This window comes from Acinetobacter sp. 3657, from assembly GCF_031456775.1.
Lineage (GTDB): Bacteria > Pseudomonadota > Gammaproteobacteria > Pseudomonadales > Moraxellaceae > Acinetobacter.
The window spans coordinates 1-23,786 of the sequence record NZ_JAVDVH010000020.1; the positions used below are offsets into that span (position 1 = coordinate 1).

General features: G+C 38.6%; 25 protein-coding genes. 8 read left to right on the forward strand and 17 right to left on the reverse strand.

The genetic code is table 11. The features are described 5' to 3' along the window. Positions 1 to 1,889 (reverse strand): M57 family metalloprotease (locus tag J2Y37_RS15025; RefSeq protein WP_349033331.1); only part of this gene is annotated, 1,889 nt, incomplete at its 3' end. A 249-nt stretch (positions 1,890 to 2,138) separates the two neighbouring features. After that, positions 2,139 to 3,002 carry a DMT family transporter gene (locus J2Y37_RS15030; protein WP_349033332.1) on the reverse strand — a complete coding sequence of 288 codons (864 nt, stop codon included), beginning with the start codon at positions 3,000 to 3,002 and terminating at the stop codon, positions 2,139 to 2,141. Positions 3,003 to 3,125: 123 nt separating this feature from the next. Here J2Y37_RS15030 and J2Y37_RS15035 point away from each other — a divergent pair, with 123 nt between their 5' ends. Continuing rightward, positions 3,126 to 4,520: a PLP-dependent aminotransferase family protein gene (locus J2Y37_RS15035; protein ID WP_005197106.1), complete on the forward strand. Its 1,395-nt coding sequence runs from the start codon at positions 3,126 to 3,128 to the stop codon at positions 4,518 to 4,520. A 33-nt stretch (positions 4,521 to 4,553) separates the two neighbouring features. Here J2Y37_RS15035 and J2Y37_RS15040 read toward each other — a convergent pair whose 3' ends face one another. The 11 genes from J2Y37_RS15040 to J2Y37_RS15090 all read right to left on the reverse strand — a co-directional run bounded on the left by J2Y37_RS15040 (position 4,554) and on the right by J2Y37_RS15090 (position 15,090). Beyond that, the gene (locus J2Y37_RS15040) at positions 4,554 to 5,036 is read right to left on the reverse strand and encodes a helix-turn-helix domain-containing protein (protein ID WP_004670924.1); all 483 of its coding nucleotides are present in this window, start codon (positions 5,034 to 5,036) and stop codon (positions 4,554 to 4,556) included. Between the two features lie 175 nt (positions 5,037 to 5,211). Further along, entirely contained in the window at positions 5,212 to 6,450 is a 1,239-nt protein-coding gene (locus J2Y37_RS15045; protein WP_349033333.1) for a molybdopterin molybdotransferase MoeA, read from the reverse strand. Next, positions 6,450 to 7,373 (reverse strand): bifunctional molybdenum cofactor biosynthesis protein MoaC/MoaB, encoded by a 924-nt coding sequence (gene moaCB / locus J2Y37_RS15050; RefSeq protein WP_349033334.1) that lies wholly within the window; start codon positions 7,371 to 7,373, stop codon positions 6,450 to 6,452. Before moaCB ends, J2Y37_RS15045 begins: the two co-directional genes overlap by 1 nt. Positions 7,374 to 7,390: 17 nt before the next feature. Next, positions 7,391 to 7,888, reverse strand: coding sequence for a molybdenum cofactor biosynthesis protein MoaE (locus tag J2Y37_RS15055; protein ID WP_349033335.1), 498 nt, complete (start codon positions 7,886 to 7,888; stop codon positions 7,391 to 7,393). Between the two features lie 2 nt (positions 7,889 to 7,890). Then, the gene (locus J2Y37_RS15060) at positions 7,891 to 8,142 is read right to left on the reverse strand and encodes a MoaD/ThiS family protein (RefSeq protein WP_005197114.1); all 252 of its coding nucleotides are present in this window, start codon (positions 8,140 to 8,142) and stop codon (positions 7,891 to 7,893) included. Between the two features lie 26 nt (positions 8,143 to 8,168). After that, positions 8,169 to 9,197 (reverse strand): GTP 3',8-cyclase MoaA, encoded by a 1,029-nt coding sequence (gene moaA / locus J2Y37_RS15065; protein WP_349033336.1) that lies wholly within the window; start codon positions 9,195 to 9,197, stop codon positions 8,169 to 8,171. Positions 9,198 to 9,476: 279 nt separating this feature from the next. Then, positions 9,477 to 11,762, reverse strand: coding sequence for a molybdopterin-dependent oxidoreductase (locus J2Y37_RS15070; protein ID WP_349033337.1), 2,286 nt, complete (start codon positions 11,760 to 11,762; stop codon positions 9,477 to 9,479). A gap of 480 nt (positions 11,763 to 12,242) precedes the next feature. Then, complete coding sequence (locus tag J2Y37_RS15075) at positions 12,243 to 12,839, reverse strand: nitroreductase family protein (RefSeq protein WP_349033338.1); 597 nt, start codon at positions 12,837 to 12,839, stop codon at positions 12,243 to 12,245. A 185-nt stretch (positions 12,840 to 13,024) separates the two neighbouring features. Next, the gene (gene ftsY, locus J2Y37_RS15080; protein WP_349033339.1) at positions 13,025 to 14,143 is read right to left on the reverse strand and encodes a signal recognition particle-docking protein FtsY; all 1,119 of its coding nucleotides are present in this window, start codon (positions 14,141 to 14,143) and stop codon (positions 13,025 to 13,027) included. A gap of 117 nt (positions 14,144 to 14,260) precedes the next feature. Then, positions 14,261 to 14,590: a hypothetical protein gene (locus J2Y37_RS15085; RefSeq protein WP_349033340.1), complete on the reverse strand. Its 330-nt coding sequence runs from the start codon at positions 14,588 to 14,590 to the stop codon at positions 14,261 to 14,263. Between the two features lie 140 nt (positions 14,591 to 14,730). Beyond that, on the reverse strand, positions 14,731 to 15,090 hold the full coding sequence (locus J2Y37_RS15090; protein WP_349033341.1) for a hypothetical protein: 360 nt from the start codon (positions 15,088 to 15,090) through the stop codon (positions 14,731 to 14,733). A 241-nt stretch (positions 15,091 to 15,331) separates the two neighbouring features. Here J2Y37_RS15090 and J2Y37_RS15095 point away from each other — a divergent pair, with 241 nt between their 5' ends. From J2Y37_RS15095 to J2Y37_RS15105, 3 genes are all read left to right on the forward strand, one after another. Beyond that, on the forward strand, positions 15,332 to 15,565 hold the full coding sequence (locus J2Y37_RS15095; RefSeq protein WP_004671340.1) for a hypothetical protein: 234 nt from the start codon (positions 15,332 to 15,334) through the stop codon (positions 15,563 to 15,565). Between the two features lie 368 nt (positions 15,566 to 15,933). Beyond that, positions 15,934 to 16,269: a DUF2750 domain-containing protein gene (locus J2Y37_RS15100; protein ID WP_004671343.1), complete on the forward strand. Its 336-nt coding sequence runs from the start codon at positions 15,934 to 15,936 to the stop codon at positions 16,267 to 16,269. Positions 16,270 to 16,409: 140 nt separating this feature from the next. Further along, positions 16,410 to 16,841, forward strand: a complete 432-nt coding sequence (locus J2Y37_RS15105; RefSeq protein ID WP_004671344.1) for a CBS domain-containing protein — start codon at positions 16,410 to 16,412, stop codon at positions 16,839 to 16,841. A gap of 103 nt (positions 16,842 to 16,944) precedes the next feature. Here the strand turns inward: J2Y37_RS15105 and J2Y37_RS15110 are convergent, their stop codons facing one another. Next, positions 16,945 to 18,159, reverse strand: coding sequence for an aspartate aminotransferase family protein (locus J2Y37_RS15110; protein ID WP_349033342.1), 1,215 nt, complete (start codon positions 18,157 to 18,159; stop codon positions 16,945 to 16,947). 167 nt (positions 18,160 to 18,326) lie between these two features. Here J2Y37_RS15110 and grxD point away from each other — a divergent pair, with 167 nt between their 5' ends. Beyond that, the gene (gene grxD / locus J2Y37_RS15115) at positions 18,327 to 18,668 is read left to right on the forward strand and encodes a Grx4 family monothiol glutaredoxin (RefSeq protein ID WP_004671348.1); all 342 of its coding nucleotides are present in this window, start codon (positions 18,327 to 18,329) and stop codon (positions 18,666 to 18,668) included. Between the two features lie 51 nt (positions 18,669 to 18,719). Here grxD and J2Y37_RS15120 read toward each other — a convergent pair whose 3' ends face one another. Next, complete coding sequence (locus J2Y37_RS15120; protein WP_349033343.1) at positions 18,720 to 19,043, reverse strand: hypothetical protein; 324 nt, start codon at positions 19,041 to 19,043, stop codon at positions 18,720 to 18,722. A 128-nt stretch (positions 19,044 to 19,171) separates the two neighbouring features. Here J2Y37_RS15120 and J2Y37_RS15125 point away from each other — a divergent pair, with 128 nt between their 5' ends. Next, entirely contained in the window at positions 19,172 to 20,092 is a 921-nt protein-coding gene (locus J2Y37_RS15125; protein WP_005197136.1) for a LysR family transcriptional regulator, read from the forward strand. A 37-nt stretch (positions 20,093 to 20,129) separates the two neighbouring features. Here the strand turns inward: J2Y37_RS15125 and map are convergent, their stop codons facing one another. After that, positions 20,130 to 20,924 (reverse strand): type I methionyl aminopeptidase, encoded by a 795-nt coding sequence (gene map / locus J2Y37_RS15130; protein WP_004671354.1) that lies wholly within the window; start codon positions 20,922 to 20,924, stop codon positions 20,130 to 20,132. Between the two features lie 343 nt (positions 20,925 to 21,267). Between map and brnQ the strand changes: the two genes are divergently transcribed. Then, positions 21,268 to 22,569, forward strand: coding sequence for a branched-chain amino acid transport system II carrier protein (gene brnQ, locus J2Y37_RS15135; RefSeq protein ID WP_349033344.1), 1,302 nt, complete (start codon positions 21,268 to 21,270; stop codon positions 22,567 to 22,569). A gap of 403 nt (positions 22,570 to 22,972) precedes the next feature. Next, positions 22,973 to 23,233, forward strand: a complete 261-nt coding sequence (locus J2Y37_RS15140) for a hypothetical protein (RefSeq protein WP_349033345.1) — start codon at positions 22,973 to 22,975, stop codon at positions 23,231 to 23,233. 12 nt (positions 23,234 to 23,245) lie between these two features. Here the strand turns inward: J2Y37_RS15140 and J2Y37_RS15145 are convergent, their stop codons facing one another. Continuing rightward, complete coding sequence (locus J2Y37_RS15145; RefSeq protein WP_349033346.1) at positions 23,246 to 23,701, reverse strand: hypothetical protein; 456 nt, start codon at positions 23,699 to 23,701, stop codon at positions 23,246 to 23,248. Between the last annotated feature and the right edge of the window lie 85 nt (positions 23,702 to 23,786).

Here is a 23,786-nt window from a genome sequence, read left to right on the forward strand (position 1 = left end):
ACATAATAGATATCATTACCTAATCCTCCAATCATGGTGTCTGCCCCAAGACCTCCATCTAGAGTATCATTCCCAGCCCCACCGTCTAAGATATTGTCATAATGATTACCTATCAATATATCATCTAAACTTGTACCAATTGCATTTTCTATAATCGTAGACAAATTAATTGCAAGTTGATTAGCTGAAGAAATATATGCTGATTTTTCTCCTAAATAACTCCAAGCACCCGAGTTAAGATTAATATAAGCTTTTAAGCTAGAACCACTTGCATCTATTGTATCCTTTCCGCTACCATCCCAAACCAATATACCAGTAGTTTCATCAAAACGATAAACATCATCACTAGTTCGTGAATTTTGATTCACTCCATACATCGCTTGTAATGCAGCATAATCGAAAGCTTTAAAATTACCATCAGAATAGTCTACAGTGTTGTAAGACATAACAGTCCAGCGCGTAGATTCTTCAGCACTAGAAAACAACTCCTTTTTAGGTCCCTCAAACGAATGTCGCAAACCTAGTGCATGACCAATTTCATGTGGATATACATACTGCTGCCAACTCTTCAATGGTTCACTAGAGTAGTCAACATTAAAGAAAATATCTGAACCAATATAACTGTTAGATGGATAATAAGCATAACCTGATGAACTAGCCTGAATATTCTTCTGTACCGCAATAACATTTTTTTGAGCTAAATTATCAGTCTCATCAAAAGTTAAGCCAGTAGCAACGGATAATTGATCAAAGCGTGACAGGACATAATTTTGACCTGATAAACCTAACTGCACCCATCCATTCAATTCCTTTGAATTAGTAATGTAACTCGGTGCTGTATCTGGAAATGCATATTTAAAATCTGCACTTGTATTTGTAGAACTTATCAAATTACGAACCCAGTATTGAATGCCCACTTCTGCATCAAAATTTTCATGCGTTACTAGCTTACCGTCTGAAAATTTTATAGAAAAGTTATCTCTATTATTTGCAAGAAAATTTTGAATTTTTATTATATCTTTATCAGTATAATGTATATTTAAAGTTCCACCATCAAAGGTATAGTATACATCTGATGACTTCACATCTTGAATAATAATTTCATTTGATCCAGAAAAGTCATTAATATAATCTACGCCATCACCTTTTGAAAATATATATTTATCATTTCCTTGACCACCATTTAAAATATCATTCCCACGTCCACCAATCAGCGTGTCATTACCTTGATTACCATTCAGTGTATCATCTCCATCACCAGCATACATAACATCGTCTGATACATATCCAGATAAGTTTTCTGAATCAGAAGTACCTTGTATAATAACTTCTCTTCCTGTCAAAAACTGATCCTGAGTTAACACTACATTATCTGAGAATTTATAATTTTGTATTGTACCCTCTATAGTAACTTTCTGATCATCAGCATATTTGATTTCCAAACCAGATTTACTGCCCTTTATTGTAATATCTTCGACTTTATAATTGGATAAGTCTAAGGTGTTACTTCCTGAAAAATCAGTAATTATCGTATTATTAGAACCAGGTTTTACTATATAAACATCATCGCCAGAACCTCCAAAAACTCTCTCCCCAACATTATTTGTGAAAAACGTATCCGCACCAATGGTTCCGATAGTCCATTCATTATTATTTATATTAATTGGCTCTATATTATTACCATTTAGGATTTTGATGCTTTTACTTACATTATCCATAAACACAAGCTTTGCACTACTTAAGTCAGGAAAGTTTAAAGAGTAATAATAACCCGAATAATTAGAAATGTTCAATTTTCCTGAAATATATTCTATACTTTTAATGTCATTTGATTTAAAATCATCAAACCTTAAACGCAAAATTCCGTTTTCGTACCCTATATAAACCATAACACCTTACCCCTTACAAATAAAACTCCATCTTAATTTGTAAAAAAAATATTATCAATGAATTAAATAACCAACAAAATCAAAAATTTAATTAATAGTGTATTACCTTTAATAAAACCCAACAATATCGATATTTTAATCACAAAAATTCATCATATTACATAGTAAATATCAGACTATAATAAAAAAGAGAAATAAACATCATTATAAATTTTCAACATACATAGAACCACGCTCTAATTTTTCATTTCAAGCAAATTTCTTGGCACAAGTCACACAAGCAATGACTGCTACGGTCACCACAAACATGGTCATACTTACCTGCTCATGTAAGATGACTGCTGCAATCGCCAACCCAAATATCGGTTGTAATAGTTGCAACTGCCCGACTGCCGCAATACCACCAAGTGCCAACCCCTTATACCAAAAGAAAAAACCGATAAGCATACTGAAAATGGATACATAAGCTAAGCCCAATGTTGCAGACCATGAAATTTGTTCAAAACTAGTAGGGATATACAAATAAGAAATAACAAGCATGATGGGTAACATCAAAATAAGTGCCCAACAGATCACTTGCCAACCGCCTAAATGTTTTGACAGCTTTCCACCCTCAGCATACCCAAATCCGCAGAGTATGATGGCTAGCAGCATAAAAATGTCACCATAGTTGAATAGCCAACTTTGGGTTTGAAACAACATAAAAGCAAACACAAGTGCTGCTCCAAAGATTGCAAATAACCAAAATGCAAAATTAGGCCGCTCACCGCCTCGTAACACACCAAAAATGGCGGTAGCCAAAGGCAATAATCCTACAAAAACAATGCTATGGGCAGCACTAACATATTGCAACGCTAAAGCAGTAAACAGTGGAAAACCAATAACAACACCAATTGCAACATACAATAGCGGCATCCAGTCTTTTTTCTCAGGTAATTTTTGACGTGATAAGAGGATTAAAATTAGCGCTAGCACCCCTGCAATCGCAGCCCTTGCGGCAGTTAAAAATGTCGGACTAAAATCCATGACTGCAACACGTGTTGCAGGTAAAGAGCCCGCAAATATCACGACACCTATGAGTCCATTCACCCAACCATTGCTTAAAAACTTCATTTCATCACTCCACATCTATATGGAGAATTTAAACTGTGTTAAGGTTTATATACCACACACAGTACAGTACAATTTTAAATAACCGTACTGTATAGATCACCAATACAGTTCAAGAGCGAATGGATGAAAACAACAAAAATTGATTTCGTTATACAACATGTCCATGAGCAGATTAAAAATCGTTCATTGATGCCTGGTTCGAGATTAATGTCTGTACGTGCTTTGGCTAGTCGACTTAATTTATCGATCTCAACAATTGTCGAAGCATATGAACGCCTTGCCGCTCAAGGTCTAATCGAAGCTAAAACAGGATCAGGTTACTTTGTTGCAGGTCCTCTCGCGCCATTATCTATTTCGGAAATTCACCCTAAGATAGATCGAAACATTGACCCATTATGGATTTCAAGACAAGCATTAGAAGCAACACAAGATGTTCTGAAACCTGGATGCGGCTGGTTACCCGATGATTGGATGCCTCATGAGAATATTCGTAAAGCGGTTCGAAAAATTTCAAAAGCCAATGCAAAAATCCTGACCGATTATTCAACCCCGCTTGGTCTACCTGCATTACGTGAGCTACTTTCACGTAAAATTTTAACTAAAGGAATCGAAGCAAGTCCAAATCAAATTTTACTCACTGACTCTGGCACGCAAGCGATTGATTTAATTTGTCGTTATTTTTTAAAACCCAATGATGTCGTTCTCGTCGACGACCCTTGTTATTTTAATTTTCATGCATTACTTAAAGTTCATCAAATACAAATCGTTGGTGTACCTTATACGCAAACGGGTCCTGATATAGCAGCATTCTCCCAAGCAATTAAAACCTATAATCCTCGTTTATACATAACTAATTCAGCAATTCACAACCCAACTGGCGCAATATTAACTGCTTCAACGGCGTATCAAATTTTAAAGCTTGTTGAACAATCCAATTTGATTGTAGTCGAGGATGATATTTTTGCTGATTTAGAATTACATACAGCGCCACGACTTGCTGCACTGGATGGATTATCGCGTGTGATTCATATTGGGAGTTTTTCTAAAACCTTGTCGGGCTCTGTTCGAACTGGATATCTCGCCACTAAATCTGAATGGATTGAAGATTTAACCGATATAAAGATCGCAACTTGTTTTGGTGGCAATCAGTTATCAGCTGAAATCTTATATACAGCATTAACGGATGGGAATTATCGAAAGTATTTAGAGGAATTAAAAATACGCTTGTCCAGAGCAATGGATTCAACCATCAAGCAATTAGAAACACTCGACATAAAGCCTTGGGTTAAACCACAGGCAGGAATATTTCTATGGTGCAAATTAGCAGATCATTTAGACAGTACTCGCATTGCCAAAACCTGCCTTGAACATGGTGTAATTTTGGCGCCGGGAAATGCATTCAGCCAAAGCCAAAATTATCAAAATTTCATTCGTTTTAATGTCGCACAATCTTTAGATCCAAAGATTTTCGATGTTCTATCCCATGCAATTCAAGATGAAATAGAACGACAAAAATAGGGTGATGGCTGAAATGCCAAAAGACCCTAAAAATCATGCACTTTTTTGCCTTTGATCCATAAATGCAAAATAACCTGGCCCAGCTGTCGCCCGTACATCTTTAACTTGAATAGGCTCGTCACATTCTGAGCAGACCATTCTAGGTATCATTTTCTTTCCACAGTGCTTGTGAGTAAACTCAATCGGCTTTCCAAGCCCCATATCCATCCATTTATCCGCCCATTGTACCATCGACAACATAATCGGATATAAGTCTAAACCTTTGTCTGTCAATCGGTATTCAAAACGCTCCTGTCGCTCCACATAGGGAACTTTAACCAGAATACCATGTTCAACTAAACGCTTTAATCGTTCAGAAAGAACATGTCGTGTTAAACCTAAGCTACGTTGGAAATCATCAAAACGATGGATACCCATAAACGCATTACGCAAGATCAACATCGTCCATCGATCACCCAGCACAGAAAGCGCTCGCGCAACTGAACAAGGTTGATCACCGATTTCTTCCCATTTCATTATTATCACCAAATCATTATTTTAAAGTTTTAAAAGACATTGAACCTTGTCTTGAACCGTAAGCTTATAAACTAAGCAATATAAAATATACAGTAACGACCTCAGCGATCAGATGCAATATTGGTACTGAGCTAAAAGTGAAAAAAACAATTAGTTTACAGAATACAATCAAATCCTAATCGTGAATAAATAGCCCAGAGACCAGTTGACCTGCTTCTATTTTAATATTGGCAGGAATACGAACCAAACAATTTGCCTGCATGAGATTACTCAGCATATGAGATTGCTGTTTAGCCAAGCTTTGTAGTTTAAGTTGCCCGTATTCAAAGTAGGCATGCATTCTCAAAAAACGTTCACGCGCATCTGATTTGAGTTCATGCGTCAGAACAGCGCTAAACCACTGTAATGGTTGATCTTGATTTTGTAGAGCATCTAATAAAGTTTTGCCATAAATCTGCATTGCCACATATACGGCGGCTGGATTCCCCGGCAATCCAAGTAAATAACAAGGATGACCCTCACCATTTAGTGGCTTATATTCTGCAAAAAACAGCGGTTTACCCGGTTTTTGTTTTACTTTCCAAAAAACTTGCTCAAAACCCGTTTCAAATGCACAGGGACGTACAAAGTCATAATCTCCAACTGAAACACCACCAGTGGTAATAATCACATCATACTGTTGTTTCAACTGTTCAAAGCAGTCTCTGACCTGTCCTGCTTCATCAGCAATATGCAAAATCTCCACATCTAGCCCATAATCATTGAACCATGCTTTCAACAATGGACCATTAGCATCGAAGACTTTACCTGCTTGTAAATCCGCAGGTGTTTCCGCAACTTCGTCACCTGTAACCACAACGGCAACTTTGGGCACACCAAAAACCTCGATGCTTTGCACCCCTGCCATACTCAACGCTGCAAGCGCACCAATATTAATTTTTTGCCCAACATCAGCCAATTGTTGGCCAACTTGGATTTCTTCACCAGTAAATCGAATATCTGCTTGTGGTTTGATATGTTCAGCTAACCGAATTTTAGCATCAGATTCAACAACGACGATTTCCTGTCTTGCAACATGTGTTGTACCTTCAGGAATTTTTCCGCCTGTAAATATCCGAATCGCTTGCCCCTGCTGCAACGGACGATCAGATACACTTCCTGCTTTGATTTCGCCCTTCAGCTCAAAATAAGCGTCTTGGAGATACTCAAGCGAAGTATTCAACGCATAGCCATCGACTGCGCTTTGCGAAAAATTAGGGAGATTCACTTCTGAATACACAGCTTTGGCTAAATAACGATTAAGACCTTGCCCTAAAGGCAATGTCTCTGTCGCAAGTACTTGAGGTCGTGTTTGAATCAGTTGTAATGCTTCATCAATACTGATTAAACCTTTTTCAGCACCACATCCAGACATTATTCATAACCTCCAGGATGAGGTAAGTCACGGCATACATCAAAAATATGAACTAACGCTGGTAAAATTGCGGCCATTGATTCACTTGCGCCACCACGACTACCCGGTAAAGTCACGACCAATGAACGATCAATAAAACCAGCAACACCACGCGACATCGCGGCATAAGGGGTACGTCTTTGACCAAATGCACGCGAAGCTTCCATCAAACCATCTAATTTACGTTCCATGAGAGGTTCAAGCGTATCGACGGTAATATCGCGCTTACTAATACCTGTTCCGCCTACCGTCATAATACATGCATAGGACTTGGTCAGCTCTAAAACCAAATCTTTCAACTGATCTGATTCGTCAGCTAAAATTTGATAATGAATCGGATCAAATCCAGCTTCAGTCAAAGTATCAACCACGGATTTACCCGCAGTATCAGGTTTACGCCCTGCAGCAACCGTGTCAGAAAGGACAATCACAGCCGCCGAAACTGGTTGGCGCAAGGTACGTTTAAAGTGGGATTTACCACCCTTTTTCTTCAATAATTTACATTGATCCAAGCACAGTTCGTCAGGTTCACAATGTGGTTTTAACATATCGTAAATGGTCAACCCTGCTAAACTGGCAGCGGTTAAGGCCTCCATTTCCACACCAGTTGGCCCGATGGTTTCAACTGTTGTCAGAATCACCACGTGATCCTCTTTTAAATCATAATCAACATCAGCACGATAGATCGGTAAAGGATGACACAGTGGAATAAGTTCATCAGTTCGTTTTGCTGCCAAAATACCTGCGATACGGGCTGTTTTTAAGGCATCGCCTTTTTCGGTATTTCCATCACGCAGCAACTGAATACAATGTGGTGGTGCATATAAAATTGCTTGTGCTTCTGCGACACGATAACTTTCAGGTTTCATCCCAACATTTTTCATTTTAACTTCCTAAAACCTTATTCGTGTGTATGCTCATGTGTGCAATGGCTATGAACATGTGGTTGAGTCTCTACTTCAGTCGTATCTTTGCGGATACAACAACCCTCAACATATTGGCTGGTGCCATCCATAAAGAATTCCTCTTTCCAAATCGGCACTTCATGCTTGACCCGTTCCACTGCTTCTTCGCAAGCCTGAAATGCTTCACGGCGATGAGCAGCATAAGCAATCGCAATAATCGCGGTTTCGCTGACATCCAAAAAGCCGATACGATGCATAACTCGCACATATGAAACCTGATATTTATCTTTTATTTGCTGCTCGATCTCACGAATCATTTTTTCAGCAACGGGTGTATAAGCCGTATACTTTAAGGCTTTGACCGCTTTTCCTTCATGATGATTACGCACCGTACCAACAAAAATATCAATACCACCACATTCAGGAAAGCTTTGGATTGGATCAAAACAATCTAAACTTAAAGCTTGATCTTGAACTCTAGCAAATTCACGCATTTTTATCCTCCTGCTACTGGTGATAACAGCACTAAGGTACATGAAGAAGCCAATGCTGTTTGTCGAGCTACGATGTCCTCCCCAATAGCACAAGCGCATTTTTCCATCGCGGTTGCAGACTCAGGATAAAGTGACACTACATGTGCGAGCACATCTTGAACCAATTGATCAGCAGCAAACTCAAATGCTAATGCCTTTGGTAATAATCGCTCTATAGCGCCAAAGGCTTCAATTTTAATTTCAACAGTTTGCATTTCTTCTCCAGACCACATTTTCCAAACTAACCACCCAACATATGCATACTAATCTTACGTAACTGCTGATGTTGTATCGCGTGATAACCTTTCGCTTTTTGCCATATATAAGGTTTTATTTGTAAATCGAGTTGTTGGAAATCAGTCGCTTTATCTAAACCTTGTTGCCGAATTGCATCTAGCAAATAGGGCTTAATATTTAAGCCTTGTTGCGCAAAAAGACAATTATATAACTCACCCAGTGCAGTCAATCGAATCCGATCACATTCACCACAAAATGAATGGGTAATGGTCGAAATAATGCCGATACGATATGTTCCATCGAGTTGATATTGACGTGCAGGTTCATGTTGTTGTTGGATGAGCTGAATATCATAGTGCGGTTTGAGTTGTTCTAAAATTTCCGCCTCACTGACCACAGCTTGATCTGTCCAATGCTGATCACCATCCAAAGGCATAAATTCAATAAATCGTAATTGAATATTGTGATGTTTAGCCCATTTCACCATCGGTAAGATTTGGTCATCATTCTGACCTTTCATCAATACACAATTTATTTTAAATGGCAGTTGGGCTTGCTGAGCTGCTTCGATCCCCGCTAAAACAGGTGCTAAATCTTTTTTTGTTAATATTTTAAATTGAGCAGCATCTAAACTATCAAGGCTAATGTTTAAATCATCTAAACCCGCATCTTTAAGCTGTTGTGCATATTTTGCGAGATAATGTGCGTTAGTCGTGATCGAAATACGCTTCAAACCTAAAGCTCTCAAAGCTTGCAAATCACGAATAAAGTGAACCACACCCTGACGCATTAATGGCTCACCACCCGTAATACGGATGTTTTCAATGCCTTGTTGAACCATATACTGGCAAAATACCAACAAAGCCTCAAAACTCAGTAAATCTTGTTTTTTCATCCATTCTGGATGTTCAGGCATACAATAAATGCATTTGAAATTGCAACGATCAGTCACAGAAATCCGTAACTTCCGTTTAATACGACCATACTGATCCTTTAAAATCGGTAATGGCGTGTTGGCTATCTCATGCGTCATTATATGCACTCATATTGTGAATCTTCCCACTGTGGTTAGCACAAATGCTGTGCATCATCGTTTGACTAATCGCTGTGGGTTGCTTTTTTACAGCAATAATTATTCCAATCTATAATAATTGATGCGTGTTGTGTTGTTTATTCGTTCAATTAAGCAACTTCTTCAATCATAAAACAACAATTAATGCAGTTATGCATCATATCGCCCCAAACCATACCGCACCATCTTTTACCACTATTCCATAAAAACGAAACAAATGAGTGCGGCATCATTCTTGTCTCACGACGCTTGTACAAGCTCTAAACGCACAGGTACATACTTATGATATGGCGTCTTGGACAAGGGATCACAATGCTGAGTAGACGTTAGTCGATTTAGCTGCGGTCCTATTGGCTCACCGCTACGATAACGCAAACCATAACCATGTGGTAATGACACTACACCCTTACGCATCCCCTCATCAAGCTCAACAGTAACTTGAATCTGCCCATGCTCAGAAATACATTGCAAAGCATGACCTGTTTCCACCCCTAGTTTCAATGCATCTTCAGGGTTCATTCTTAAGCGTCCTTCTGCATCAACTTTACGCCATGCTGGATCACGATAGATTTGATTGGCGTTATAGCTACGACGTTCACCTGCCAATAGAATGAATGGATAATCATTCGATAAATGTGGTGATTGTTGAGCCAATTGTGCCAACTCGACAAACATTTCAGGAATCGCTAGGCGAATTTTCTGATCTTTATAAGCAATCAAACGCCATACATCTGCATATTCATGTTGTGACAACACCACACCTGAACGTTGTTCTAAGATGGTTTGGAACAATTTAACACCTAAATTGAGACGATTACCCACATATCCTGCTCGCTTCACAGCTTTATAATGCTGAGCCGCATACTGCATACATAATGGAAGTAACAATGCGGTAGACGCAGCGTCATTTGGTAAAGTCTTGCCTAAAGTGCGATACACAATAGATGCTGCAAAAGGAATTAATTTCTTATTTCGAGCGAAACTCACTCCAAGTGCTGCAAAATACGCTAGATAAATCCGATTCGCCGAATCTTTTGCTGCAATCTTACTCAAAATAGGAAACTGTTTCGGCATCACCTGCATCGCTTCGAGCAAACGCGTGTAAATTTCTGCTTCAGTCAGGGTATCGCCCTGTGCTTGAAAAAGTGGATGGCGTAAATGGAAGCCATTTTTAGGAAATTCCAAATTAAACCCCGTAAACTCCCATTTCTCGAACTGAGTATGTGCAGGCAGGATATAATGCGCCAAACGTGCAGTTTCTGTCATCGCCACATCTACCACGACTAAGAGATCAAGCGATTGAAAAGCCTGTTCATAGGCTGAAGTATCGGGATATGTAAGTAACGGATTACAACTATCGACAAATACCGCACGAACCCGTTTTTCACCTGCTTTTAGAATTTCATCAGGTAAAATATTTGGCGGGAAAAATCCAGAAATCGGAAACATTTTATGATGAACTGTACGACGATATTTAGGGTTTCGCTCATCGGTATCAGTCAAAATCGGAATGAACATCGTATGTAAGTTATTGGTCCCTTGTTTACCAAAATGCCCTGCTAATAAATATAAAAGCTTCTCTAAATAGCCATTCAAGGTCGTATTCAAAGTATGTTGAATACCTAAATCAATTCGTACACAAGCACTTTTTGCTTTGGCGAAATCGCGAACAATTTGATAAATCAGCTCAATTGGAACATCTGCTTTTTGAATGTATTCTTCCACAGGAATGTTAAAGAAAGCCTGCTTAACTTGTTCAAATCCATGGGTATGTTGTTGAATAAACGATTGGTCGTATAAGTTTTCACGTAACATGATCGCGATCATGGCTGACATTAGATACGAATCTGTTCCTGGTTTTAATTGAACATGAATATCAGCTTGTTTGGCAGTTTCTGTCCGCCGCGGATCAAACACCACCATGGTTCGATCGGGATCTTTTTTGATATGTTTTAAAGTATCCCGTGCATTTGGAATACCATGCGCCTGAAATGGGTTGGTTCCAATAAACAAGACATAATCAGCATGTTCAACATCTTCTGTGGTATGACAAGCTTGGCTTCCAAACAAACGACCATTTACCCAAAAATCACCTGTTTTTTCCTGTGCCAAAGAGTTATATGCATAAAAACTTTTCATGGCATATAACAACTGACGACCATAGGCTGCGCCTAAGTGATTGCCCTGTCCACCACCACCAACTGAAGCGAAAGCAGTTCCACCATAGCTATTACGGATCTGTACCAGTTGATCAGCAATCTCCTGAATCGCTTGCCCCCAATCAATTTCTATAAACGAACCATCAGCTTGGCGTTTGAGTGGCTTGGTTAATCGATCAGCATGTTGTTGATAATGCTGTAATCGTGCTGCCTTTTGACAGATATAACCTTGTGAAAAAGGATGCCGTGGATCACCTTTGATTTTCTTAAATTGGTTATTTTCGATTTCTACACTCAGTCCACAATTTCGTGAGCATAGAATGCATGCTGTTACATCCTGTCTCGATGCTGCCGTTGTTATTGTCATGTGTTTTCACCTTATCATTGTTATGAAAATTGGCCCATTAAACAAATTTTCCTTGCTGATCTCATAACATCTACAAAATTTTGATCATATTCAACACTGGTTTCGACTTGATTGTGTTGGGATGGTTAATTTAAAGCTTATTTGCACATGTTCATCTGAATTAAAACTAATCGAGTTCCAAAATAGAACTTATTTAAGAAAAGGTCAAGAACACAATGTATTGCCTTTTCAATAATTCAATTATTTTAATCTCAAAACGTGTGTTGAATAATAGTGCTGCCAGTGATTTAACCAAACTAACTCATTAAAATCTTGTAATTTTATGCCTAAATACACTCGATTAAAATTACCTACCGCGCCGATTGTCGATAAAAATGTATAATTAAAAAATTCGTACTGCTTTTGGCGAATTTTGCTGTTTTTCTTATTACAACAAAAAGAGCACATTAAGTGCTCTTTTAGGTTAACAACGATTTAAACTTAATTAAATGTTTTAAAGCGAATGGCATCATCCATATAGGTTTTTTCGCCTGCTGGAGCTTCAATTGAACCAAATACAAGCTGAGCGCGTAATTTCCAATTTGCTGGAATATCGAAAGTTTCAGCAACTTCGGCATCTACAATTGGATTGTAGTGTTGTAATGAAGCACCCACACCGATTTCAGCCAATGCCGTCCAAGTCGCGAACTGAGCAATCGCACTTGAATGTTCAGACCATACTGGGAAATTATCTGCGTACAACGCGAACTGCTCTTGTAAACCTTTTACAACGTCTTGATCTTCGTAAAACAATGCCGTACCAAAACCAGCCGCAAAGCTATCAATTTTTGCACTTGTATTTGCAAATGCTTCTGCAGGAACCATTTTACGCAAAGTTTCACGAACGATTTCCCAAAATTTGCTATGAGACTTACCATATAGAGTAACAACACGTGAGGTTTGTGAGTTAAATGAAGATGGACTTTGTTTTACTGCTTCACGAATGGTTTCTTCAATAGTTGCTTGATCAACTGAAACGTTTTTACCAATTGCATAAATTGTACGACGTGTTTTGATACTATTTAAAAAGTTACTCATGTTGTTATTCCTACCTATGACCTAAAGGGAGTTATCTTGGATTGAGGTCAGTTTATAACGCTTCATTTTTTAGGCATAGCCCCAAAAACATAACAGATCGTTCTATTTTCGCAACATATCTCTTTTTCTAGAGCAAAAAAAAACTCCACCTCATCATAAAGTGGAGTTCCTAATATCATCAGAACTTATTTATCTGTTTCAAATAATGCAGCAACAAAGGACTTCGCTGAGAAAGGACGTAGATCATCAATTTTCTCACCCACACCGATATAACGAATTGGCACATGAGTACGGCTAGCGATATTGAATAACACACCACCTTTCGCTGTACCATCCAACTTGGTAATCGTAATACCCGTCAAACCTACTGCTTCATCAAATAATTGCACTTGATTAATCGCATTTTGACCCGTGCCCGCATCTACGATCAACATGATTTCATGTGGCGCAGTCGCATCAATCTTTTGCATCACACGTTTCACTTTTTTAAGCTCTTCCATTAAGTGCGATTTATTTTGCAAACGACCAGCAGTGTCAGCAATCAAGACATCCATACCTTTAGCTCGTGCACTTTCAAAAGCATCAAAAATTACGGATGCGCTGTCAGCACCATTGCCTTGAGCAACCACAGGAATGTCATTGCGCTCACCCCAAATTTGTAATTGCTCAGTAGCCGCAGCTCGGAAGGTATCGCCTGCCGCAAGCATGACCTTTTTGCCTTCACCTTGTAAACGTTTTGCAAGCTTACCAATCGTTGTGGTTTTACCCACTCCATTTACACCAACCATCAAAATCACATAAGGGGATTTGTTTGGATCGATATGTAACGGTTTTACACGTGGCGCAAGTAAAGCGACCAGCTCTTCTTGCAAAGCTTTATACAAAGCATTTGAATAAATCAAATCACCACGTGCAGTTCTTTCAGTCAGGTTTGCAATAATCGTTTTAGTCGCATCAACACCGATATCAGCAACAAGTAATTGTTCTTCAACTTCTTCTAATAACTCATCATCAATTTCTTTGCCACCAATAAGAATATTGACCATCCCATCCGTAAAACTGCGACGAGTTTTGGTCAAACCATCTTTCATTCGACCAAAGAAACCACCTACTTTTTGTTGATCATCGTTCTCTGATTCTGACGTTGATTCTGAAATTTCAATAACTGGAGTAGCTTCAACTTGAGTCTGCACAGGTTCAATAATTGGAACATCGACAGCAGGTAAACTCGGCAACGTGACATCATCATCACCGATATCAGCATTTATCAAGAATTTATTTTGCATATTCGATTGCTGTTGCATGTCGATTCCTTGAGAAAAAAGCAGCTTTTTAGAAGATGGCCAGTCTAGCATAAAATCCTATTTTTTACTGACCAAGACCAAGCATTCAGTTATAAATGGAAGCCAATCAGCTAAAACTTATTCATCCTCTTTGGCCATTGCTGGGTACTGTCGAATACGATTTGATTCAAATTGATACGCATTCAAAAGCTTCAGATACTCTACACGGCGCACTTGATGTTGTTGCAGCACATTCTCAGCCATATCTTGAGTTTTGGGGTGGCTTGCTTGTTGTGAAAGCTGAATGACGTGCTGATATTGAAAATTATTGATCGGGTGCTGCAATGCACCATACGCAAGTATAAAAATACCCAATAAAATAAGACTGACCAAAATATTGTAAAAATGGTCAAATTTAAATCCGAACTGGGATTGCAAGACTTTATATTTAGAAATGATAGACAACATAACCTACCTCAGTGTTATGAAGTAGTGTATGTCTCTGATTCACTAAGAACAAGCATCAAGTTTAGCGATCTTTCATAGATGGTTGCGTTATAGGCTGTTTTTCCAACAATAACGCAACCCCTAAAGGAGATCGCAAAACACTAACCCATCAGCGTTCGAACAAAAGCAAAGTATAGAATCAGTGCAATAATCGCCAAACTAATAAAGATTGCAAACATCCCTACACCGTTCTCAGCATCCGCTGGATGTAATTCATCATCATCAGCAATACGCATCAACTCTCCATTATAAACTTCATAAAAGTGATCTTTTTGCTCAGGCGTTAGACGAATTGCAAAATCATAAACGCGTTTACGCTGCGCAAGACAATAGTCACCCAAATGGATTTCTTGATGAAATACAGCTTCATCGAGTAACTTACGATGGTAATGGGCCAGAGCAATAATTTGGTTTTCTGATGGCGGAATATCAAAGCTTAAACCATCTATGATAGCTGACATGTTATTCTCCTTTTCTTTTATTTTCACTTTGATTTTACTTAAAATTACTTGTTCACAGTGTTTAATCGTGTAAGCTTTTATTTAAACAAAGCGAATGAACGTAAAAACGAGTTAAATATTTGACAATTCCATTAATTTTGTCATAATAACTTCACAATACAATGTTAAATTAGCTTAAATTCAGAGCAATGTAGCTTTGAATAGAATATGCGGTAATCATAATTAAAATAAGGAGTTATATATGATTCAACATTTTACACAACATGAACTAGAACATGTTTATGCAAACGCGGTAAATACAATCCAGTCGCAAAAAAACTTTCTAGATGCCGTGAAAGAGCTTGAACAAGTTGCCCAAGCAGGTCACGGGAAAGCGGCATTATTTTTAGCAGAGTTGTACTATCAAGGTTTCCGAGTCGAACGTGACTCCCTGAAAGCCCAGTATTGGCAGAAGATGGCAACCTTACAAGCATGATAAAACGTCCTTGCGCTACATCAAAGCTTTAATCGCTTTGATCTGCTCAGGTGGCGTTTTTTTATGCCTATACTAAATAAAAATATTATTCCCAGAATACTACGCGCTTCGCTTATCTTGCGCTGCACCAAAGCTACAATCGCTTTTAACCTACGCACTTCGCTTATCTTGCACTGCGCCAAAGCTTTAGTCGCTTTGGCTTGCTCAGGTGGCGTTTTGTAATGCTTAAGAATATTTGCTTACGATTTTGATGAATAGTTTAAACATAAATGTCATCTAAATTTCTTATAATAAAACATAAGTTTAAATAATATTAGTTTAATAATATGTATAGGTTCAATCATTTCCAGCCAGTATCACGAGAGTTGATGATCAAAATCTCGATTCTCAAGACCATGATGTATTGTGGCGTTCTATGGGGACTTTATCACGATGGTTGGGCGATCACGTCTGATCAGGATGGGCATGTATTTCCTTTTTGGCTGAATGGTGTGCAAGCACATCGTTATGCACGATCAAACTGGAAACACTACACACCTCGTAAGATTACACCAAAGGATTTTCATGAATCCTTACTTCCCTTGCTCACACGCTTACAAGTCGAACCAGCCCTTTTTAACTCGTCTCATTGCAAATTTAAACTTTCGACTCAGCAAATGCAGCATTTCTTTTTTATGCCGCAGCAACCAATTATTGCCGCTTAGTGCAGTCAAGAACGACTCAATGATGGCTTTTTCTTATAAATGCTTAAAAAGTCATCATTGAAATTAAATTAGGGCTTTGCAATTAAAAAAAATACCGTTAAGTTAAATGAAAATGACAATACAACACAGGTGGATAAACAATGACAATCGTTGCTCAAGTCATAAAAAATAAAGCTGTACAATCAATTTTTACAATCTCACCAAATGCGACTGTACTTGAAGCGATTAAAATTATGGCGGACAAAGGTGTAGGTGCTTTAGTCGTTGCTGAAGATGAAAAAGTCATCGGTATTTTTTCAGAACGTGACTATACCCGTAAGATTGCATTGATGGAACGTTCTTCAAACAGCACACTTGTTGCGGATATTATGACTTCAAAGGTTATTTCAGTCAGTCTAAACAATACCGTAGAAGAATGCTTACAATTGATGACTGATCGCCATTTACGCCATTTACCAGTACTTGATGATGAGAAACTTGTGGGTTTTATTTCAATTGGTGACTTGGTTAAAGCTGCGATGGATGATCAACGTATTCTCATTGAACAGCTTCAACAATATATTTCTGGCTAAAAATCCTCCCCAACCCTCCTTTCATAAAGGAGGGGGTCTATATGCTTAATAAAAAATGGGCAATTTCTAAAATTGCCCATTTTTTATTTAGATTAGTTTACCGTTATGCAGCCAAAAAATCTTGAATCATAGGAACGAGGCGCTTGAGCAACTCATCGGCTTGATCTGGAGTCATGTTTAAAGGCGGCAACAAACGTACCACTGAACCTGCTGTGACATTGATGATTAATTTATATTGATCACGCGCAATCGCAACCAACTCAGCACAATCTTTGGGTAACTGAATTCCAATCATCATGCCAAAACCACGCACTTGAACGTGTTGCTCTGTCAATTGCTCACGTAACTTTTCAACAATATACGCGCCTACTTTTGCCGCGTTTTCAACCGCATTTTCTTGTTGAAGCGTATCTATTACGGTGTAGACCACACGAGAGCCTAGCACAGTGCCACCATAAGTCGAACCATGGCTACCAGCTCCCAATATCCCAACAGCTTTGCCTTGTGTCATCACAGCACCAACAGGAAAGCCATTGCCTAAACCTTTGGCTGTGGTCATTACATCAGGAATAATATTGGTGTGTTGATAGGCAAAGTATTTACCAGTACGTCCATTCCCTGTTTGAATTTCATCGAGCATCATTAACCAGTTATGCTGATTACAAAGAGCGCGAACTTCTTCCAAATAACTAAAACCTTGAGGCGCAGTATTGACACCACCCTCACCTTGAATCGGTTCAATTAAGATCGCAACAATATCAGGATGATGAATAGCTGCTTCTTGGATTGCCTCGACATCACCAAAAGGAACGCGGACGAAACCTTCAACAAGTGGCGCAAAGCCTTCTTGAACCTTTTTATTTCCTGTCGCAGATAAAGTCGCTAAGGTACGACCATGAAACGATTGCTCAGCAACGATAATTTTGGGATTGGCTATGCCTTGTTGTGCACCAAATTTACGTGCAATTTTAATTGCTCCTTCATTTGATTCTGCGCCGCTATTTGAGAAAAAGATTTCCTCCATCCCAGAAACCTCTGCAAGTTTCTGTGCTGCGGCTGTCTGCCAAGGAATTTCAAATAGATTACTGGTATGCACTAATGTAGCTGCTTGCTCAGCAATTGCTGCTGCGATAACTGGGTGTGCATGACCTAAGCCACATACAGCAATGCCCGTTAAAGCATCTAAATACTCTGTACCATCTGCTGTATATAAATACGCCCCTCGTCCTCGCACAAAACTGATCGCTTGGCGACCATAGGTTGCCATAATATGTGATGGTTGATCAGGTTGCACAGGCGCAAGAGTAATATTAGTCATAACAAACTCAATCTATCATTAGTTGTGGGGAAAAAAGTTATATAAGCAAAAACTTGCGTAGATTGAAAGCGTAAACTCACATTTATATAAGAAAAATCTTGAGTAATCCCCCGCATAGCCATTTTTTTGGGTATATAATGTCGGAAGTTTAGTTGAGGATCTATCTAATGACGGAACAAGCGCGTGATACAGTAGCGTTAATTCGTGATCAAATTGCGAAACACCCTGTTTTACTTTACATGAAAGGCACTCCACAATTCCCGCAATGTGGTTTTTCTGCTCGTGCAGTAGAAGCACTTAGCCAAATTGGTCGTCCATTTGCCTATGTAAATATCTTAGAAAATCAAGATATTCGTGCAACTTTACCTCAAATTGCGAACTGGCCTACTTTTCCACAATTATGGATAAACGGCGAGCTTATTGGTGGTAGCGATATCATGCTTGAAATGTTCCAAAATGGTGAGTTAAAACCATTAGTTGAACAACACAGCGCAGCGCCTGAAGCCTAAGCTGTACAAACGAAAGCCAATCAAATGATTGGCTTTTTTATTTAGTTAAATTCAATTCTGATTAAAACCAATATATCTAAACAGACCTTCCACACCTAAATCTGCTTTATAAATTTGCATTTCAGTATAATTTGCTTGTGTGACGCTGAGAAAAACATTCATGTTTGGATCTTCATGAATTTCATCAACAGACTGTGGCAATTCCGCCTCAAAACGATCAGCTATATACTCAAAACCTAGATCCATTGCGATAAACAAAGTATGTTCACAAGGCTGAATATACTGTTCTTGCTCCCAATCTAATACTGCATGATCACAATGAGGGCAGCAAACATTTGCTGTAGCGCTAGACACTTCAACCAGTTGATAAGGCATATTGATTATTTCAAAAAATTTTAAAGATTATAAAAGAATTTATGCTTCACAAAAAACCTCTACTCATCACTTATTTTTGCAACGATATATCTATAAAATAATGAATGTTGCAGAAATGGAATTGAATAATGTTAACTGATTTAGATGATTTTTATTGTTTTGCCCTTGTCGTTGAACATGGGGGCTTTAGTGCTGCGGAACGCGCCACAGAAATCCCAAAGTCTAAACTCAGCCGTAGAGTCTATAATCTTGAAGAACAATTAGGCGTGCGTCTCATCCAACGTAGTTCACGCCATTTTGCTGTAACAGATATTGGTATGGATGTTTATCGACATGCTCAAGTGATGATGAATGCCGCTCAAGCAGCGCATGATGCGGTGAATCATTTAAGTAGTGAACCTCGTGGTGTCATAAAAGTCAGCGTTCCAGTTGATATTGCTCAAAATCAAATGACGAAAATCCTACCCAATTTTTTAAAGAAATATCCTGAGGTGCGAGTACAAATGATGGTGAGCAACCGTCGTATTGATGTCATCAACGAGGGAGTAGATGTAGCCTTACGTGTTCGCTCGAAATTAGATGATGATCCAAATTTGGTTTTACGAGAGTTTGAAGCGATTGAGCAACGCCTCTTTGCTAGCCAAGCCTACCTAAATGAATTTGGACATTTAACTACACCAGAACAACTGACCGATCATCGTATTATCAGTATGGCTGAAGATCATCTCGATCAACATTTCTTACTCACCGACCCAAATAAACTACAGAAAAAAATCAAAGTGAATCCTGTCATTATGGGTTCAAACTTACTCATGCTTGCTGAATTAGCCAGTCAAAACTGTGGTATTGCATTGCTACCTGATAGCATCGCACAAGACTTCGTTCAATCTGGTCAATTGGTAAAAGTATTGCCTGAATGGACTGCACCACATGGTATTTTCCATGCCGTTTATCCTTCACGTAGAGGGTTATTGCCGGCAGTACGGGTATTTATCGACTATTTGGTTGAGCAACTGGCTCAGTGTGCAACAAAAAAGGTTCGATATTAAAATATCGAACCTTTGCTGTACTTCGCAGTGCTTATAACTAAATACTTGGATAATGACCTGTTCCATTCGGCCACGGGGTCAATAACTCAAAACCATCATCAGTAACTGCGACCATATGTTCCCATTGCGCTGATAGTGACTTGTCTTGGGTGACCACCGTCCAACCATCACTTAACTCTTTAATCTGTGGCTTTCCAGCATTGACCATCGGCTCAATGGTAAAAACCATTCCTTTTTTCAATACCATGCCTTGGCCTTTTTGACCATAATGCAAGATATTCGGTTGTTCATGGTAAACACGTCCGATCCCATGCCCACAGTATTCTCGTACGATACTATAGCCTTCACGTTGCGCAACGGATTGAATGGCATGACCAATATCACCCAATGTCGCACCTGGTTTAACCGTATGAATACCCGCTAGCATCGCTTCGTAGGTTGTTTCGACTAATTTTTTTGCTTCCGAGGCAGGTTCACCCACAAAGTACATACGGCTGGTATCACCAAAATAACCATCTTTAATGACTGCAACATCAATATTTAGAATATCACCATCTTGCAAAATCCTTTTCGCAGAAGGAATTCCGTGACACACTTCTTCATTGACCGAAATACAGGTGGTTTTGGTAAAACCGTGATAGCCAACATTGGCAGGAATAACTTGTAATGTATTGACGATATAATCATTACAGATATCATCTAAATATTCAGTTGAAACACCAGCCTTTATATAAGGACCAATCATTTCCAATACTTGTGCCGCCAAACGACCCGAGATACGTAATCTCTCAATATCTTGTTCTGTTTTAATGGTCACAGTAGAAGCTCTCATCCGAGATATTCCTTATAAAAAAACAAATTAATTCGAAAAATGCAGATCAAGTATTGCATTGTGTATTTCAGATAGTTGTACGCTTCAACCATCAAATCTTCAATCATTTTATGACTAAAACAGCATTTTTATTTTACATTTAATTTCAATTATGATCACAGGAAAAAACGATAGCACACATGATACCTGCCCTGGCTTTTAACAAATTCAATGAAGGTATAACACTGTAAAGTTCTAATGCGGTCTTTTTAGCCAAAAATAAAGCAACTTTCACATAAATTAGTTTCAAATGACCGCACTTATGCTCTAAAATTCGCACTTTTATTTTAAACTCCCCTCTTTTATGAACCAACTCCGTACAGGAGATATTATTGCTTTAGGTTTTATGACCTTTGCACTGTTTATTGGTGCTGGCAATATTATTTTTCCTCCCATTGTTGCCCAGCAAGCTGGTGAACATGTGTGGCTTGCTGCATTTGGCTTCTTAATCACCGCAGTTGGTCTTCCTGTTATTACCATCATGGCCTTGTCTCGCACCCAAGGTTCAATTGAAAATATCAGCTCACCACTCGGACGTTTTGCCAGTTTATTGCTTACAATCGTCTGCTATTTAACTGTAGGGCCACTATTTGCAACCCCACGCACCGCTACTGTTTCCTATGAGATTGGCTTTGCGCCTTACTTTGGAACATCAAGCAGCAGCCTTTTTATTTACAGTATCATTTACTTTGCTTTTGTTACGGCTATTTCGCTTTACCCAAACAAACTCTTAGATACTGTAGGTCATGTACTTGCACCATTAAAAATTATTGCGTTGGCAATACTCGGTATTGCTGCATTTGCCATACCGACTGGATTGATCTCACCACCCATCAATAACTACGTGGCTAGTCCAGTTTCAGAAGGTTTTGTCAGTGGTTACTTGACCATGGATACGTTAGGCGCTTTAGTCTTTGGTATTGTGATCATTCAAGCGATTCAGTCTCGTGGCGTAACCGACACTAAACTCATAACCAAGTATGCCATCATCGCAAGTCTGATCGCGGGTGTAGGCCTTACTCTCGTTTATGTCAGCTTATTTAAGCTTGGTTTAGGTAGCCATGAAGTCGCTGCAAATGCAGACAATGGTGCAATTATTTTGCATGCCTATGTACAGCACGCATTTGGCGATTATGGCTCTTATTTCCTCACAGGTTTGATTTTCCTTGCCTGTATGGTGACAGCAATTGGTTTAACCTGCGCATGCGCCGAATACTTCACAGAGTTGACTGGTCTACCTTACAAATTGTTGGTGTTTATTCTCACAGGGTTTTCACTATTAATTTCTAACTTAGGCTTAACCAAGTTGATCGCCTTCTCAATTCCCGTTTTGAGCGCAATTTATCCACCTGCAATTGTGGTGATTATGCTGAGCTTTTTTTGGAAATATTGGAATAAGCCCTCTATTGTCGTCGGTTCAGTGACTGGTGTTGCTTTCCTTTTTGGTATCATCGAAGCCATTAAAGCAGCAGGCTTTGGTACTCACTTACCTACATTCATTGAGCAATTACCCTTAAATGACCAAAATCTTGCATGGTTACTTCCATCTTTAATCATTCTTGTAATTGCAATGATCGTGGATCGAGTGCTAGCAACAAAAAGATAAAATAATTTGTCGTTAAAATAGTGTTTTACCCAAACATGATTTTAGCTATACAAAAAATGTTCCTTTACCCAATGGACGTATTTTGTTTACGACAAATTATTCTCACCTAAACATCGCTATCCACATAAAATATCGCATTTTTCATACCCGAATCCCCAATTTGCACAGATGAATAGCAGTTCTAAATTTTTCAAAATGTAAAAAAATGGAGTTGATATTTAACAAAAAATACCAACAACACACATTAAGAATACTAAAAAACTTTAACAATCAATATCAATATAAACTTATTCAAAAAAATTATAGATTTACCTATTGAAATAAAGAGAAAATCGCAGTACAACTTTAATAACAATTCCGACAAAATCGCATGGTTTTGTCATTAAGACAAGGAGGGATGGAGATGTTATCAACACATTTCAACAAGCAAGTCTTCATTAACACTCTGAAGACCAATGACTCAATTGTTTATGCCATTACCACACTCGCACTCATGGCGACACTGTTAGTTCAGGGTACAATTAAAGGCAACTTGAAACCTGAATATTTTGTTTACGCACTGATTGTTTCATTAGCGTTTTGTGTATGGGCAGTCGTTGATCAAAAATTCCGACAGCTCAGCCTCGCACGTAAGATAAAATCTTTAAGGAAAATGGATGAGTAATCATCCATTTTTTTAATACAGAAATTTAGCGATGGTTCCAAATACCAATACTGCTGTCGCACCTAGTTCAACAATAATTAAACTCAACATGATTAAACTCATTGCCCAAGCAGGAAGTGTCCACCGACCTAATTGATGTGGTTGTTTGAATTGATTGGTTGTATCTCTTAAAAATCCATGGATGATATAAGTCAAAATAGACATCGCAAAATAGAATAAATTGGCAATGACACAAAACAAAGCGATAGACGCTGATAAAACAGTAAAGTGACTTAAAACAGCAAGAATTAGACTTGCAGCCGCATAAAGTAGACTACTCCGATGAGCAATATCTACATAATAATGGGCTCGTGCTTGTTCTGTTTTTCTAATCTGATAATACTTCCAAACCCCTGTCAGCATACCAACCCATAAAAAAATCCCGCTAAACACAATCGCAATTTGTGTCGCGCTACTCAAAACATACATCTCATCTCCCCAATATAAATATGATTCATTATGCGCACCTATATTACCTAAAAATTGACTTTGCAGTCATTTTTTAATCGAGTTT

Coding starts and splice junctions, on each gene's coding strand:
- J2Y37_RS15030 (WP_349033332.1), bottom strand. CDS start 3,002: ATGAAGTTTTTAAGCAATGGTTGGGTGAATGGACTCATAGGTGTCGTG.
- J2Y37_RS15035 (WP_005197106.1), top strand. CDS start 3,126: ATGAAAACAACAAAAATTGATTTCGTTATACAACATGTCCATGAGCAG.
- J2Y37_RS15040 (WP_004670924.1), bottom strand. CDS start 5,036: ATGAAATGGGAAGAAATCGGTGATCAACCTTGTTCAGTTGCGCGAGCG.
- J2Y37_RS15045 (WP_349033333.1), bottom strand. CDS start 6,450: ATGTCTGGATGTGGTGCTGAAAAAGGTTTAATCAGTATTGATGAAGCA.
- moaCB (WP_349033334.1), bottom strand. CDS start 7,373: ATGAAAAATGTTGGGATGAAACCTGAAAGTTATCGTGTCGCAGAAGCA.
- J2Y37_RS15055 (WP_349033335.1), bottom strand. CDS start 7,888: ATGCGTGAATTTGCTAGAGTTCAAGATCAAGCTTTAAGTTTAGATTGT.
- J2Y37_RS15060 (WP_005197114.1), bottom strand. CDS start 8,142: ATGCAAACTGTTGAAATTAAAATTGAAGCCTTTGGCGCTATAGAGCGA.
- moaA (WP_349033336.1), bottom strand. CDS start 9,197: ATGACGCATGAGATAGCCAACACGCCATTACCGATTTTAAAGGATCAG.
- J2Y37_RS15070 (WP_349033337.1), bottom strand. CDS start 11,762: ATGACAATAACAACGGCAGCATCGAGACAGGATGTAACAGCATGCATT.
- J2Y37_RS15075 (WP_349033338.1), bottom strand. CDS start 12,839: ATGAGTAACTTTTTAAATAGTATCAAAACACGTCGTACAATTTATGCA.
- ftsY (WP_349033339.1), bottom strand. CDS start 14,143: ATGCAACAGCAATCGAATATGCAAAATAAATTCTTGATAAATGCTGAT.
- J2Y37_RS15085 (WP_349033340.1), bottom strand. CDS start 14,590: ATGTTGTCTATCATTTCTAAATATAAAGTCTTGCAATCCCAGTTCGGA.
- J2Y37_RS15090 (WP_349033341.1), bottom strand. CDS start 15,090: ATGTCAGCTATCATAGATGGTTTAAGCTTTGATATTCCGCCATCAGAA.
- J2Y37_RS15095 (WP_004671340.1), top strand. CDS start 15,332: ATGATTCAACATTTTACACAACATGAACTAGAACATGTTTATGCAAAC.
- J2Y37_RS15100 (WP_004671343.1), top strand. CDS start 15,934: ATGATCAAAATCTCGATTCTCAAGACCATGATGTATTGTGGCGTTCTA.
- J2Y37_RS15105 (WP_004671344.1), top strand. CDS start 16,410: ATGACAATCGTTGCTCAAGTCATAAAAAATAAAGCTGTACAATCAATT.
- J2Y37_RS15110 (WP_349033342.1), bottom strand. CDS start 18,159: ATGACTAATATTACTCTTGCGCCTGTGCAACCTGATCAACCATCACAT.
- grxD (WP_004671348.1), top strand. CDS start 18,327: ATGACGGAACAAGCGCGTGATACAGTAGCGTTAATTCGTGATCAAATT.
- J2Y37_RS15120 (WP_349033343.1), bottom strand. CDS start 19,043: ATGCCTTATCAACTGGTTGAAGTGTCTAGCGCTACAGCAAATGTTTGC.
- J2Y37_RS15125 (WP_005197136.1), top strand. CDS start 19,172: ATGTTAACTGATTTAGATGATTTTTATTGTTTTGCCCTTGTCGTTGAA.
- map (WP_004671354.1), bottom strand. CDS start 20,924: ATGAGAGCTTCTACTGTGACCATTAAAACAGAACAAGATATTGAGAGA.
- brnQ (WP_349033344.1), top strand. CDS start 21,268: ATGAACCAACTCCGTACAGGAGATATTATTGCTTTAGGTTTTATGACC.
- J2Y37_RS15140 (WP_349033345.1), top strand. CDS start 22,973: ATGTTATCAACACATTTCAACAAGCAAGTCTTCATTAACACTCTGAAG.
- J2Y37_RS15145 (WP_349033346.1), bottom strand. CDS start 23,701: ATGTATGTTTTGAGTAGCGCGACACAAATTGCGATTGTGTTTAGCGGG.